Genomic DNA, 15889 nt, shown 5'->3' on the forward strand with positions numbered 1-15889 from the left:
ATGCCCGAAGAACAGCGCTCCCGCTTCCGGGCGCGCGGCCCGCTGCTGCTCGTCCTCGCGGGCTGGGCGTGCGCCGTGCCCACCCTCGCCGCGGACGACAACGTCCGCGCGCTCGTCAGCCGGTGCCAGGACAGCCCGGGTGCCGCGGCCTACGTGCTGCCGCTGGCATGGGCAGGCCTGGCGCTGGGCGTCGGGGCACTCTGCTGGGGCAGCTGGCAGGTCGTCACCGTCCTCCGGAAGAAAGCGCTACGGCTCAGCCTGGGGCACGGCCTGCTCTGCGTCCTGCTGCCGGCGGCGGCCATCGGCGTCCCGTTCCAGTACGCCCTGGCACGAACCGCCGCCCACGACACCGGCCCGCAACGGAGCAGCTGCTTCGGGCATGACCGGCTGACGATCACGCTCGACCCCGCCAAGGTACCCCGAATACGCCCGACAGCCTGAGCTCCACCGGGTGTTCGGCGCCGGGCGTCCCCGCTCGACGCCGAACGCGGCCGCACAACCGCGTACACCACCGCCCAACTGCCGTACAGGGCCCGGCCGTACGCGCGTCGCCGCTGGTCACAGGCTCGACGCGGCGGCACGCTCCTCCCCATGACCTCCCTGCACAGCCCGGAGCCCGCCGCGGCAACAGCTCCCGTCCGCGACTTCGCCATGCGGTTCAGCTCCACCCCGCGCGGCGCCCGGCTCGCCCGCCGGCTCGTCTCCCACCGCCTCGACGACTGGGGGTACGGCTACGACTCCCCGCTCAACGACACGCTGGCCCTGATCACCGCCGAACTCGCGGCCAACGCCGTCCGCCACGGCCACGTCCCCGGGCGGGACTTCGCCGTCCGGCTCGCCGAGCACCCCGACGTGCTGCGCATCGAGGTGTCCGACACCCGCACCGAACGGACGCCGCCGGCCACCCTCCCCACCCCGTCGGCCGACGCCGAGTCCGGCCGCGGCCTGCTTCTCGTCGCCGCCCTCGCCGACCACTGGGGCACCTCCCCACGCCCGGCGGCCCCGGGCAAGACCGTCTGGGCCGAGTGCCGGCGAAGGTGAAGAACGCGCAGCAGCAGCCGTCCGAGGGATGCCGGTCATCGGGCAGGCGATCCCAAGGTGTCATCGAATCCCGGGGATCTCCAGCCGTCGTGATCAGCCCTGGGTAGGCTGGGCGCCGTTCCACTGTGACTGGCATACAACCACCCGGATCGGCCTCCCTTGCAGCATCGATTCACCCGCCTGAACGTCGTCAACTTCCGTACGCTCACGGACACCGAGCTTCCCTTGGGCCCCTTGAAGGTCCTGGTCGGACCGAACGCGGCAGGCAAGTCGAACGTGCTCAAGGCCTTCGGATGCCTCTCCGACATCACACGCGAGGGCATCGGTCCGACACTTGAGACCTATGACGGGTACCCGGAGGTCGCTCATCGGGGCGGCCGTCGTACGAAGTCCGAACTGACCATCGGGCTCGAAGGCGTGTGGACCGAGCATGCCACCGACACACACCGGGACACGTACGGCCTGACCTTGCTCGAACGTCGGGCACCCGGGGCCTCCGACCACCAGCACATCCTGTCCAGGCGGGAGCAGTTCGTCCAGCACGTCGCCCCTGCCGAGGTGTCGACGGTCGAGTTGCGCCGCGACAAGCTCCTCGTCGACAGTCCGCTCCGCGAGGAAGTGCCGACGGCGCCGAGTTTCGTTCGAGACCGGCAGGTGAGCGGCCTCCAAACGTCGGCAGGCCTCCCGACGGCCGGCCCGTCCTTCGACGCCATCCGCATGCTCGGCCGGCATCTCTCCTCGGTCCGCATCTTCGATGCCGACGTACGCAAGGCGCGTAAGCCTTCGCCCATCGGTTTCAGCGGCAGACAGCTCGCCGACAATGCAGAGAACCTTGCGGACTTCCTTCTGGAGCTGCAGAAGAACACAGATGCCTGGGAGTCACTGCTCGACGACGTCAAATATGTGGTGCGGGACATCGAGGACATCGAGATCGTGCCCACCGCCGGCAAGGCAGACCGTGTCACGATCATGCTGAAGGAGCGCGGACTGCGGGGTCGGACGCAGCTTGCCGACGCATCATTCGGCACCGTCCGGTTGCTGTGCCTCCTGGCACTGTTCCATGACCCGAACCCGCCGATCCTCACCTGCATCGAGGAGATCGACCATGGCCTCCATCCGCATGCGCTCAGTCTTTTGTGCGACCGGCTTCGGGAGGCGAGCGCACGGTCCCAGTTCCTCGCCATCAGCCACTCACCAGTCTTCGCGGACTACTTGGAACCGGAAGAACTCGTGATCTGTGAGCGTGACGAGACGGGCGCCTCCCGGATCCCGGCCGTCAGTACCGAGCAGATCCAGGCAAGGGTCGAGGCCTCCGAGGGGCTTCCCCTGGGCAAGCTCTGGTTCTCCGGGACCCTCGGCGGTGACTTGTGAGCAGCCGGGGCAAGGTCAGCCGGGCGAAGCCCTCGAAGTCCATCATCGCCGTCGCCGGGGAAGGGCGCTTCGACCGGGAGGTACTGGAGCACCTCATACCGGAACTCCTGCCGAAGCCGGGTCCGAAGGTCGTCCAGATCAAGCAGGACAACATGCGCCTGGACAAGGCCAAGTCCCGACTCGCACCGACTCTGGACGAACTCCGCCGGATAGCACAGGCGCTGGCGGAGAGACACGACGCCCAGCTGTTCGGCATCGTGATCCACGTGGACATGGATGGCGTCACGAACAGCGCCTACGAGAAGACCCGGGACAGCCTCTCCGGTGAACTCCAGCGCGCCTTCACGAAGTGCAACTCCGCGCTCGCACTGGCGGCCTCCGAGATGGAGGCATGGCTGATGCTCTTCCCCGACGCGTTTCCCATGACCAACCCAAAGTGGAAACTCAATCCCAAGGACGGCAGTCGAGACCTCGGCATGATCGCCGATGCCAAGAAGCACCTGGAGAAGCAGCTCCGTACGCCTCCGTACCTGGAGAAGCATGCTCCGGCCATCATGGCCCAGGCCGTGAAGCCCCCTAAGCCGACCGGCCCCAGCCTCGTGAGCCGCGGCCCGTCTGCCACCAACTGCTCCTACACCGCGTTCGTCGAGGAACTCGAATCCTGGTCGTGATCGAGAACGGACCCCGATAGGTCGGTGCCGCACTATACGGTGTGGTCCAGTGATCCACGCTCCGTGAGAGCGCACGTCGAAGGAGTCCGCCGTGAGGCCCACCCTGGCCGCTGCGCAGCTGCGCGGCAGTCTGACGCAGTACCTCACGACGACGTACGCCCTCGCGGACGAGGACACCCGCGGCGCGCTCGAACGCTTCCTCGGCCACCCGGAGACCGGGATCTTCCGCGGTCCCTACCTGCGGATCAGGACGCCGTTCCACGTCGCGGACGAGGGCTGGCAGCGGCACCTGGAGTGGCAGCCCGGGTTCCCGCCGTACCGGCACCAGGCCAAGGCCTGGGAGCGGCTGAGCACCCTGCGCGGTCCTGCCCGGCCGACGCTGGTGACGACGGGAACCGGCTCCGGGAAGACCGAGTCCTTCCTCGTCCCCGTGCTGGACCACTGCCGCCGGGAGAAGGCTCGCGGCCGACGAGGCGTCAAGGCCGTCCTGCTCTACCCGATGAACGCGCTGGCAACCGACCAGGCGGCGCGTATCGGCGACTACCTGGCGCAGCCGGAGCTGGCGGAGGTCACGGCCGGGCTCTACATCGGCGACCGCCCGGACACCGACTTCCGGCGGGTGATGACGCGCCGCGAGGAGATGCGGGTCTCGCCCCCGGACGTGCTGATCACCAACTACAAGATGCTCGACCTGCTCCTGCAGCGCGGCGAGGACCGCCCGTTGTGGGAGAACGCCGATATCACCCACGTGGTCCTCGACGAGTTCCACACCTACGACGGGGCGCAGGGCACCGACGTCGCCATGCTGCTGCGGCGGCTGGCCGCCGTCGTCGGAGCCACCCGCCCGGGCAGCCCGCTCGGATCGATCTGCCCGGTGGCCACCTCGGCGACCCTCGGCGAGGGACGGCCGGGCGGCCGGGCCGGCGGCATCCTCGACGTGGCGGCCCAGGTGTTCGGGATGCCGTTCACGCCGGACGCGCTGATCGGCGAGGAGCGGATGTCCGCCGAGGAGTTCACCGGTGCGGTGGACTACGAACTTCCCGAGCCGCCGACCCCGCAGGAGGTCATCACGGCTTCGGGTGGCCCGGGCGTGGAGTCGAACCCCAAGCTGCTGGACCTGAACGGGCTCGCCACCCGCATGCTGGGTCGCTCCGGGCTCGATGCCTTCCAGGTCGGACGGATGCTGCGGCGCCACGACTTCACCCATGGCGTGCTGGCCCTGCTCGACGGGGAACCGCTCGACGAGTGGGGCTTGCGGGACCGGCTGGGCCGCTTCGGCTACGCGTGGGGCCGTACCGCGCGGGAGAACCCCCGGCTCGCGCTGCAGGCGCTGTCGCGCTTCGTCGCCCTGCTGTCCGCCGCGCGGGACCCGGATTCCGACGAGCGACGCCCCCGCCCGCTGTTGCACGTGGAGGCCCACCTGTGGGTCCGGCCGGTGACCAGGGTGCTGCGCGGTCTCGGCGGTGCGCCGGAGTTCCGCTGGTACGAGGACGACCGCACGGCCGCCCGCCGGAGTGCGGCCGCCGCCGCCCTGCCGGTGGACAGTGAGGACAGCGACTCCGGAGGCTGGCCGTCGAGCGGCTCACGGCGGCCTGCGGCACTCCCCGGCGCGGACACCGCGGTTCGGCCGGCGCAAGTGCACCTTCCGGCCGTCTACTGCCGCAACTGCGGGCGGTCCGGGTGGGCGGCGCTCTCCCCGGAGGCCGATCCGCAACGGCTCGTGATGGCGCACGACAAGGTCTGGCGGGCGGGTGTCGGACGGGACAAGCGGCGCCTCCGCTACTTCATCTCCGCGACCAGGGCGGAGAAGCAGGAGGCACTCGCCGCCCTCACCGGCTCCCGACCGGCAAGCGGCAGTGCCGACCCGCTCTCCGTCGTCGTCCTCGACGGTGCGCAGGGCACCTATCGGATGCCGGTGGCCGCCGACGACGGTGATCTGCTGGACGCCTGGTTCGCGCTGGCGATCCTGGACAAGAAGACCGCCGACAAGGCGGCCACGGACGACCGCTGCCCGGCGTGCAACACCGACAACGGAATCCGCTTCCTCGGTACGGCGCTGGCAGCGCTCGCCTCGGCGACCGTCACCCAGCTGTTCACCGGCGGCGACATCGCCCTCGTCCCCGAGGAACGCAAGACGCTGGTCTTCAACGACTCCACGCAGGACGCGGCACACCGGGCCGGGTACATCGCCAACGCCTCCTACAAGTTCTCCTTCCGGTCGCTGCTCGCGCACAACCTGGAGGACTCCGGCGCACCGCTCCCGCTCAACGACCTGATCGGGAACGTCCTGGACTCGGTGGACGACCCCGGCACGCTCGCCGCCGTCGTCCCGCCGGACCTGCACGACGAGGCCGGCGTGGACCGGCTGCTGTCCGGCCGCGGCACCGGTGACGCACGCACCTGGAGGCTGATCGGCGAGCGCCTGGCATTCGCCACCGTCATGGAGTTCGGCCTGCGTTCAAGGCTCGGGCGCACCCTGGAACTCACTCGCACGGCCGCCGCCGAGGTCGTCCTGGAGGATCCCGAACGCGTCGCCGCTCTCGCCCGTGACCTGCACCTCGCCCTGCCGGGGCAGCTGGTCGCCGTGGACTCGATGCCGACCTCGGAGCGCTACGTCGCCTACGTGCGCGGCCTGTTGGAGCGTCTGCGTCAGCGCGGCGGGGTGCGGCACCGCTGGCTGGAACCGTGGATGAAGGACGCGGGCGTCGCCCGGTTCAAGATCTGGGGTGGCCGCCCCGACGGCATGCCGGCCTTCCCCGACGGGATGACGCCACCGCGGTTCCTGCTCGACGGACAGAAGGACAAGTCCCACTTCGACACCGTGTCGGGCCGCGGCGGCTGGTACCAGGACTGGACCAGGCGGTGCCTCGGGCTGGACTCAGCCGGTGCCACCGAGTACCTGCGCCGGCTGCTGCCCGCGCTCGCCGACGAGCACGTCCTGGCCGTCCGCACGGCACAGGACCGCGCCACGCGCGTCTTCGGGCTCCAGCCGGGCCACATCGAGGTGCGGCTGCTCGACGACCCGATCGTCAACAAGGCCTTCGTCAGCTGTGAGGACTGCGGCTGGCAACAGGTCGTGCCGCCGGAGCGGCGCACACGCTGGTACGGGCACCCGTGCCCCCGTTACCGCTGCAAGGGAATCCTGACCCCGCCACAGGCCGGCGCCTCCCGCACCGGTGGCACCACGTCCGGCTTCGGCAGCGTCCAGGAACGCGACTACACGGACGACTACTACCGGCGTCTCTACCTGACCGGCGGCACCTTCCGCGTGGTCACCGCCGAACACACCGGCATGCTCACCCGCCCCGAGCGGGAGCGGGTCGAGCGGGCGTTCCGATCCGGCACGCACTACACCGATCCCAACGTGCTGTCCTGCACGCCGACCCTCGAACTCGGCATCGACATCGGGGACCTGTCCGCCGTGCTGCTCGGCTCGCTGCCCGACGGACCGGCGAACTACGTCCAACGGGCCGGCCGCGCCGGCCGGAAGACCGGCAACGCCCTCGTCGTCGCCTTCGGCGGCCGCAGGGCCCGCGACCTGTACTACCTCGACGATCCGCGCGAGATGATCGCCGGCGACATCGTGCCGCCGGGTTGCTACCTGTCGGCCGTCGAAATCCTCCGCCGCCAGTACACGGCACGGCTGCTCGACCTGGCCGCCTCCGGGAGGCTGACCACGGCCGACGGCGAGCGACTGCAGCCCGTGCCCAGGCTGGTGTCGGCACTGTTCGGCACCAGCGGCTGGTGCCAGGACCTGGCCGACGCGGCGCTCACCCACGGAAAGACCCTGGTGGAGGAGTTCCTGGCACTCTTCCCGAGCGGCACCGGCCCGGACGACGACGCTGGCGTTTCCGATCACGCGGCCGACGAACTGCGCTCCTATGCCACCGGCGGCATCGCCCGCTGCCTGCAGGAGGCCGAGGAAGCCTGGGTCCTCCGCCGTGAGGAGCTGAAGCGACGCCTTGCGGCCATCAACAAGGCCGTCGACGCCCTCGTACCGACCGACCCGGAACAGGACCGCGAACGGCGGGAGCTGCGCGCCGAACTGCGAAGCACCGCCGACCTCCTGGGCGCGCTGAACCGGGCGAGCGCCCACGGCACACTGGTCGAGCTCGGGCTACTGCCCAACTACAGCCTCGCCGACACGACCACCAAGCTGGAGGCCACCCTCTACTGGCGTGAGGACCCGTCCGAGGCGGACGGAGCCACCACGAGCCCCGGGGACTCGGCGGGCGGGATTTCCCGGGTCTACCGCAGCGAGGTCCGGAGTTACGACCGCTCGCGTCGGCTCTCCCTCACCGAACTCGCGCCCGGCAGCAGCTTCTACGTCAACGGCTACCGGCACGTGGTGCGGGCCCTGGACATCGGCAGCCCCGAGCGACGGGCCTGGTCCGTCTGGCGGCTCTGCCCGTCCTGCGGGTTCGTCCGTACCGAGAACGCGCTCACCGACACCACCCCGTGCCCGCGCTGCGGCGGCCGTGCGATCGCGGACGCCGGGTGCGTGCAGTACGTGCTCCAGCCGCGGCAGGTGGTGGCCCGCGACAAGCGGGACGACGCCCGGGTCCGCGACGACAAGGACGAACGGGAGCGCCGGCGGTACTCCGTCCTCACCGCCGTCGACATCGACCCGGACCAGCTCGCCCCAGGCTCGTGGCGCCACGACAGGTCGACCTTCGGGGTGGACTTCGCCCGCCGTGCGGTCGTGAGGACGCTCAACCTGGGCCTCGACCGCCAGGACGGCAGCAGCACCGTTCCCGTCGCCGGTGAGGATGTCCGTCTCAACCCGTTCTACGTGTGCACGAGTTGCGGAGGTGCGACGGCCGACGGCCGCCCCGTCGTCGACGCTCCGGCCGACGCCCTCACCCAGTCGCTCAGTGCTCCCTCCAAGGCCGGCGCCCATCACCTGCTCTGGTGCCCCCGTCGCAGGGCACCGCAGCAGGCCGGCTCCGGCCGGACCGAGCCGCAGGACGTGCCCCTGCTGCTCGCCCACGAGTTGGCCACCGAGGCCGTACGGATCCTGCTGCCCGCCTCGGTAGCACGTGTGAAGGAGCGCTTGGCGTCCTTCACAGCAGCCCTGTTCGTCGGCATAGCCGCACGCTACGGCGGAGACCCGGACCACATCGACATCTCGGCCGCCTCCATGCCCGACGGCAGTGACTCCGACTGGCCCCAACGCTTCCTGGTCGTCTACGACCGCCTTCCCGGTGGTACCGGCTACCTGCACCGGCTGGCCTCGGCGGAGGGCTTCAAGGAGGTCCTGCTCAGGGCACGCGACGTCATCGAGAGCTGCCCCTGCCAGGAGAAGGGCCAGGACGGCTGCCACCGCTGCCTGCTGCGCCGTGTCCCGGCCACGGACTACGACAAGGTCAGCCGCAGTGAGGTCCGCCAGATGCTCGACGACCTGCTCGGCGCCGACGGGGAGCGCTGGCACACCTCGCCGGTCGCGACCACGCGTCACATCCCGCTGGAGCGGCAGGCCGAGAGCGATCTCGAAATCATGTTCGTCGACACCCTCAGGGACTGGGCCCGGTTGCCGGAGTCCCGCGCGAGCGCGGACGCCTACACGACCTCGGCGGGGACGTACTCCCTCGAACTCAGGCTGACCGGCAACGACGGCTCCACCCTGAGCTGGAGGGTGTCCCAGCAGCGAACGCTGGACGGCACCCGTCCCGACGTCCTCTTCGAACGGCTCGACGCCCCCGGCCCGCGCCTCGCCGTCTACCTCGACGGCTACGAGTTCCACGCCGGTCCCCGGCACAACCGGCTGGCGGACGATGCCGTGAAGCGCGCCCGGCTCCGGGCGGACGGCCTGCGCGTCTTCCAACTGACCTACTTCGACGTCAAGGACTGGCGGCGCCGCGTCACCGACAACGGGCATGTCGGCAGCGAGCCGGAGACGCCGGTCTGGCGGCCCTACGGATCCGACGGAGACGGGGAGGGCAAGGCACGGAAGTACTACGCCAACGTCCGCGGCAGCCTCCCCGGTGAGCTCTCCGAAGCCGTCTGGGTCAACCCGGCCGACCTGCTGCTCGCCTACCTGCGCTCGCCCGATGCCGCCCGGTGGCAGTGGCGCGCAGAGGCTGCCGTAGCCGGGCTGACCGGCATCACGGGCGCACATGCCGCCGCCCTCGCGGTCGACGAGGTCGGACCGCAGGTCCGTGCGGCCCTCGGCGGCGGCACACCCGAAGGACCCCGCGGACCGGTACAGGTCATCACGGCTCCGGACAGCTCCGGCCTCCGGCTGGTCCTGGCAGCAGACGGCCGCCGCAGGCCACCGGTCTGGAGCGCGCTCGCCGTCCTCGACGACGGCGAGGGCGTCCACGATGACGAGACGTCCCACAAGCGGCGCTGGCGCTCCTGGCTGTTCTGGACCAACGTCCTGCAATTCCTGGAGCACGGCGGCGGTGACAGCGTCCAGCTCACGACCAGCCTTCTCGACGGTTTCTCCCACGAAGCCCTCGCGGTGAACGGCGGCGAGGGATGGCTGGCCTCGACCCGACGGACTCCAGCAGAGCGCCCGGGCCGTCCGGCCGATGTCCCCGGCACCCTGCGCCCCACAGTCCCGGTCCCCGCCACTCCTCACGCGGTCGCAGGGCCTGCTGCAGCAGCAACGGTCCCTACGCCCGTCTGCGAGCCCGACGCACACTGGAACCAGGTCCTCGAGTACCTCGACCCGGACGAGGCCGGCCTCTCCGAGCTCGCTCGGCTCCTCGCCGAGGCCGGGACACCTGCCCCGAGGGACGGCTACGAGCTCGACAGCAACGGCTGGCAGGCCGAACTCGCCTGGCCCGAGCGACGGATCGGCATCGTCCTCGCGCCGCGCACGGCCGACGGGGCACAGGACTACGAAGCTCAGGACCGGGACAAGGCCTTCCGTGCCGCCGGCTGGGAGGTCCGCCCGGCCGTGCAGTGGACCGCCCAGGAACTCGCTGAGCGGCTCAACCCGCTGGACACCGGACCCACCCCGCAGCATCGACGAAACGGCACGACCACCGACGGAGAGTCAGAGCGATGAAGACCCCGGGAATCACCCTTCGTCTGCTGGACAAGGCGGACAAGGAGATCCTCAAACTCCCCCGCTCGGTCAAGGGCGCCCTCTACGACTTCCAGCACAAGTTCAAGGCCAACCCGCAGGCCACCGGTCTCAAGCTCCAGCAGCTCAAGGGCGACAGCAGGCTATGGTCCGCCCGGGTCAACGACGACCACCGTGCACTGCTGCTGCGCCTGGCCGACGACGACTGGCTGATCGTCGCGGTCAAACACCGCAAGGACGTCTACGAGAACCTCGACCGACTCGCCTACGGGATCAACCACATCACCGGTGGTATCGAGTACGTCGACCTCCAGGTGGTGGAGGAGAGCGTCCTTCGCGGCCTCGCCGCCGCGCCGCCGCCCACGCCGACTCCGCGCCCGGTCGAACCGGCCGCCCCCCGTGAGCTCTTCGCGGGCTGGTCCGACCAGCAACTGAGCGACCTCGGGGTCGCCGCGCCGCTCCTTCCCGTCATCCGCACCCTCACGACCGAGGACCAGGTCCTCGGTCTCGTCGAGTACGCCCCCCAGCTCACGGCGGAGGTGCTGCTGGCCATCGTCGACGGCAAGGACTTCGAAGGCATCCTCGACCAGGTCACCACACCGGTTGCGGCTCGTGAACCGGTCGACCCCGAGGACTTCCAGGCCGCTGCCGAACGCCCGGCCACCATGGTCACCACCTCCGACGCGGCTCTGGACGAAGTCCTGAAGGGCGGCGACTTCGGCCGGTGGAAGGTGTTCCTCCACCCCACCCAGTCCAAGCTGGTCGATCGCACCTACTCCGGCCCCGCCCGCGTGAGCGGCGGGCCGGGAACGGGCAAGACGATCGTCGCCCTCCACCGCGTCAAGCACCTGGTCGACCGACTGCCTCCAGGGCACACCAAGCCCGTTCTGCTCACCACCTACAACAAGAACCTCGCCGCGGACCTGCGCTCGCGTCTCCTGGAGCTCGGGGGAGAAGGGTTGCTGGCCCGGGTGGACATCAGTCACGTCGACCAGCTCGCGCTCCGGATCGTCAGGGAGGCCGAACCCGGCAACTCCAAGCAGACGATCGACGACAACCAGGCTGTGCGGGAGTGGCAGGCGCTGCTGGACGAGCTCGGTGAGACCGGATGGGACGCCGAGTTCCTCCACGACGAGTGGACGCAGGTGATCCTCGGGCAGGCGATCGGGTCGCGCGCGGACTACTTCAGGGCCCGGCGGGCCGGTCGTGGCCGAAACATCAGCCGTGCCGAACGCGCCGAGATCTGGCAGCTCGCCGAGCGCTTCGCCCAGCGTCTGGAAGGCAGTCGACGGCAGACCTGGGACCAGGTGACCGAGCGGGCTGCCCGCCTGGAGATGGAACGCGAGCAGCGGATCTCGGCGATCGACGCCCAGCGGGACGAGGCCGGAGGTCTGGACAACATCCACCTCCAGGACGGTTCCGCCGGATGGCTGCGGTACCGGTACCGGCACGTCGTGGTCGACGAGGCACAGGACCTGCGGCCCGCACACTGGAAGATGCTCCGGGCCATGGTCCCGAGCGGTCAGGACGACATCTTCCTGGCCGGCGACACCCACCAACGCATCTACCGCAACCAGGTGACGCTCGGAAGCCTGGGCGTCCACATCCGGGGCCGGTCCTCGAAACTCAATCTCAGCTACCGCACCACGCGTCAGATCCTGCGCTCGGCCCTGGACGTCCTCACCGGGGAGTCCTACGACGACCTCGACGGCGGCGAGGAGACCCTGGCCGGCTTCCGTTCCGTCCTCAACGGTGCCCTCCCCCGGCGGCACCCCTGCACCGACTGGGCCGCAGAACGTACCGCCATCGCCGAGCACATCGCCTCCTGGGACGCCCGCCCGGAGGAGCGGATCCCGCACGAGCAGATCGCGGTCTGTGTCCCCACCAACCAGATGGCGGGCGAGGTCGCCTACACCCTGGCTCAGCGCGGGATCCCCGCGGTGGAGATCGGCCCGGACGGCCCCAGGAGCGACAGCGGCGTGCACATCGGCACGATGTTCAGGTTCAAGGGCCTGGAGTACCAGCGGATGATCATCGCCGGTGTCCGTGACGGCCTGGTGCCGCGCGACAACGTGAACCGTCTGCAGAACACGGATCCGGTGCGCTACCGGAGGGAAATGCAGCGTGCCCGCTCGCTGCTGTTCGTCGCAGTGACCCGCGCCAGGGACAGCGTCGACATCTTCTGGCACGGAAGCCCCAGCCCCTTCCTGAAGCCCGTGCTCGACCACTGACCCCCGGCTGTCGCTGACGAACAGCATGACCTCTCCGGGTGCGGCACCGCAGCCACTCCCGGAGAGGCCCACAGCCGCGGGAGCTTCTACACGTCGGCAAGCTCTGCCGCCGCCCTGCCCGGGACCCGGGCAGGGTTCTCCGTCCGCACATGGTCCGGAAATGCAGAAAGACCCCCTCCGGAATCCGGAGGGGGTCTTTCTGGAATGATTGTTCGGCGGCGTCCTACTCTCCCACAGGGTCCCCCCTGCAGTACCATCGGCGCTGTGAGGCTTAGCTTCCGGGTTCGGAATGTAACCGGGCGTTTCCCTCACGCTATGACCACCGAAACACTATGAAACTGTCAACCGCACCACGACAGGCCATGTCATGGGGTCGTTGTTTCAGAACAACACAGTGGACGCGAGCAACTGAGGACAAGCCCTCGGCCTATTAGTACCGGTCAACTCCACCCCTCACAGGGCTTCCATATCCGGCCTATCAACCCAGTCGTCTACTGGGAGCCTTACCCTCTCAAGGAGGTGGGAGTGCTCATCTCGAAGCAGGCTTCCCGCTTAGATGCTTTCAGCGGTTATCCCTCCCGAACGTAGCCAACCAGCCATGCCCTTGGCAGGACAACTGGCACACCAGAGGTTCGTCCGTCCCGGTCCTCTCGTACTAGGGACAGCCCTTCTCAACACTCCTACGCGCACAGCGGATAGGGACCGAACTGTCTCACGACGTTCTAAACCCAGCTCGCGTACCGCTTTAATGGGCGAACAGCCCAACCCTTGGGACCTACTCCAGCCCCAGGATGCGACGAGCCGACATCGAGGTGCCAAACCATCCCGTCGATATGGACTCTTGGGGAAGATCAGCCTGTTATCCCCGGGGTACCTTTTATCCGTTGAGCGACGGCGCTTCCACAAGCCACCGCCGGATCACTAGTCCCTACTTTCGTACCTGCTCGACCCGTCAGTCTCACAGTCAAGCTCCCTTGTGCACTTACACTCAACACCTGATTGCCAACCAGGCTGAGGGAACCTTTGGGCGCCTCCGTTACCCTTTAGGAGGCAACCGCCCCAGTTAAACTACCCACCAGACACTGTCCCTGATCCGGATCACGGACCCAGGTTAGACATCCAGCACGACCAGAGTGGTATTTCAACGACGACTCCACAACAACTGGCGTTGCTGCTTCAAAGTCTCCCACCTATCCTACACAAGCCGAACCGAACACCAATATCAAGCTATAGTAAAGGTCCCGGGGTCTTTCCGTCCTGCTGCGCGAAACGAGCATCTTTACTCGTAATGCAATTTCACCGGGCCTATGGTTGAGACAGTCGAGAAGTCGTTACGCCATTCGTGCAGGTCGGAACTTACCCGACAAGGAATTTCGCTACCTTAGGATGGTTATAGTTACCACCGCCGTTTACTGGCGCTTAAGTTCTCAGCTTCGCCCCACCGAAATGGAGCTAACCGGTCCCCTTAACGTTCCAGCACCGGGCAGGCGTCAGTCCGTATACATCGCCTTACGGCTTCGCACGGACCTGTGTTTTTAGTAAACAGTCGCTTCTCGCTGGTCTCTGCGGCCACCCCCAGCTCTGGCAGCAAGTGCCGTCACCAGGAATGGCCCCCCTTCTCCCGAAGTTACGGGGGCATTTTGCCGAGTTCCTTAACCATAGTTCACCCGAACGCCTCGGTATTCTCTACCTGACCACCTGAGTCGGTTTGGGGTACGGGCCGCCATGAAACTCGCTAGAGGCTTTTCTCGACAGCATAGGATCATCCACTTCACCACAATCGGCTCGGCATCAGGTCTCAGACTATGTGAACGGCGGATTTGCCTACCGTTCGTCCTACACCCTTACCCCGGGACAACCACCGCCCGGGCTGGACTACCTTCCTGCGTCACCCCATCGCTCACCTACTACCCCATTGGGTCACCGGCTCCACCACGTCCCTTTGTCCGAAGACTCCGGGCCGGCTTCACGGGCTTAGCATCAAGAGGTTCAGCGTTGGCGCTTCAAAGCGGGTACGGGAATATCAACCCGTTGTCCATCGACTACGCCTGTCGGCCTCGCCTTAGGTCCCGACTTACCCTGGGCAGATCAGCTTGACCCAGGAACCCTTGGTCAATCGGCGCAAGAGTTTCTCACTCTTGTATCGCTACTCATGCCTGCATTCTCACTCGTGTACCGTCCACGACTGGTTTCCACCGCCGCTTCACCCGGCACACGACGCTCCCCTACCCATCACAGCCCCCGTTGGGGGTATTGCTGCAATGACACGACTTCGGTGATGTGCTTGAGCCCCGCTACATTGTCGGCGCGGAATCACTTGACCAGTGAGCTATTACGCACTCTTTCAAGGGTGGCTGCTTCTAAGCCAACCTCCTGGTTGTCTCTGCGACTCCACATCCTTTCCCACTTAGCACACGCTTAGGGACCTTAGTCGGTGTTCTGGGCTGTTTCCCTCTCGACCATGGAGCTTATCCCCCACAGTCTCACTGCCACGCTCTCACTTACCGGCATTCGGAGTTTGGCTAAGGTCAGTAACCCGGTGAGGCCCATCGCCTATCCAGTGCTCTACCTCCGGCAAGAAACACGTGACGCTGCACCTAAATGCATTTCGGGGAGAACCAGCTATCACGGAGTTTGATTGGCCTTTCACCCCTAACCACAGGTCATCCCCCAGGTTTTCAACCCTGGTGGGTTCGGTCCTCCACGAAGTCTTACCTCCGCTTCAACCTGCCCATGGCTAGATCACTCCGCTTCGGGTCTTGGGCGTGCAACTCAAACGCCCTATTCGGACTCGCTTTCGCTACGGCTACCCCACACGGGTTAACCTCGCTACACACCGCAAACTCGCAGGCTCATTCTTCAAAAGGCACGCAGTCACGAGACACACAGCAAGCTGCATGTCCGACGCTCCCACGGCTTGTAGGCACACGGTTTCAGGTACTATTTCACTCCGCTCCCGCGGTACTTTTCACCATTCCCTCACGGTACTATCCGCTATCGGTCACCAGGGAATATTTAGGCTTAGCGGGTGGTCCCGCCAGATTCACACGGGATTTCTCGGGCCCCGTGCTACTTGGGAGTTTCTCAAACGAGCCGCACAGATTTCGTCTACGGGGGTCTTACCCTCTACGCCGGACCTTTCGCATGTCCTTCGACTATCCATACGGTTTCTGACTCGCCGACCGGCCGGCAGACCGGTCAAGAAAAATCCCACGACCCCCAAGTGGCAACCCCTGCCGGGTCTCACACCACCTGGGTTTAGCCTCATCCGGTTTCGCTCGCCACTACTCCCGGAATCACGGTTGTTTTCTCTTCCTGCGGGTACTGAGATGTTTCACTTCCCCGCGTTCCCTCCACATACCCTATGTGTTCAGGTATGGGTGACAGCCCATGACGACTGCCGGGTTTCCCCATTCGGAAACCCCCGGATCAAAGCCTGGTTGACGGCTCCCCGGGGACTATCGTGGCCTCCCACGTCCTTCATCGGTTCCTGGTGCCAAGGCATCCACCGTGCGCCCTTAAAAACTTGGCCACAGATGCTC

6 protein-coding genes and 2 rRNA genes are annotated in these 15889 nt (G+C 67.5%); 6 read left to right on the forward strand and 2 right to left on the reverse strand.

Annotated elements, in window-relative coordinates; translation table 11 throughout:
- The 6 genes from OG286_RS10625 to OG286_RS10650 all read left to right on the forward strand — a co-directional run bounded on the left by OG286_RS10625 (position 1) and on the right by OG286_RS10650 (position 12347).
- A complete protein-coding gene (locus tag OG286_RS10625; RefSeq protein ID WP_396325938.1) occupies positions 1-441 on the forward strand; it encodes a hypothetical protein in 441 nt (146 codons plus the stop codon).
- Positions 442-591: 150 nt separating this feature from the next.
- Entirely contained in the window at positions 592-1041 is a 450-nt protein-coding gene (locus tag OG286_RS10630) for an ATP-binding protein (protein ID WP_396325937.1), read from the forward strand.
- A gap of 159 nt (positions 1042-1200) precedes the next feature.
- Complete coding sequence (locus tag OG286_RS10635; protein ID WP_396325936.1) at positions 1201-2412, forward strand: AAA family ATPase; 1212 nt, start codon at positions 1201-1203, stop codon at positions 2410-2412.
- On the forward strand, positions 2409-3083 hold the full coding sequence (locus OG286_RS10640) for a hypothetical protein (protein WP_396325935.1): 675 nt from the start codon (positions 2409-2411) through the stop codon (positions 3081-3083). The genes OG286_RS10635 and OG286_RS10640 overlap by 4 nt, the downstream gene beginning before the upstream one ends.
- Positions 3084-3174: 91 nt before the next feature.
- The gene (locus OG286_RS10645) at positions 3175-10098 is read left to right on the forward strand and encodes a DEAD/DEAH box helicase (RefSeq protein WP_405365122.1); all 6924 of its coding nucleotides are present in this window, start codon (positions 3175-3177) and stop codon (positions 10096-10098) included.
- Positions 10095-12347 carry a UvrD-helicase domain-containing protein gene (locus tag OG286_RS10650; protein WP_396325933.1) on the forward strand — a complete coding sequence of 751 codons (2253 nt, stop codon included), beginning with the start codon at positions 10095-10097 and terminating at the stop codon, positions 12345-12347. The genes OG286_RS10645 and OG286_RS10650 overlap by 4 nt, the downstream gene beginning before the upstream one ends.
- Positions 12348-12557: 210 nt before the next feature.
- On the opposite strand, the gene rrf is transcribed toward OG286_RS10650, so the two are convergent.
- Both rrf and OG286_RS10660 read right to left on the reverse strand, forming a co-directional pair.
- Positions 12558-12674: ribosomal RNA gene (gene rrf, locus OG286_RS10655) — 5S ribosomal RNA — on the reverse strand.
- Between the two features lie 83 nt (positions 12675-12757).
- Positions 12758-15879: ribosomal RNA gene (locus tag OG286_RS10660) — 23S ribosomal RNA — on the reverse strand.
- Positions 15880-15889: the final 10 nt, after the last annotated feature.

Origin of the sequence: Kitasatospora sp. NBC_00039 (assembly GCF_045160625.1) — a bacterium.
In the GTDB taxonomy this organism is placed as follows: Bacteria; Actinomycetota; Actinomycetes; order Streptomycetales; family Streptomycetaceae; genus Kitasatospora.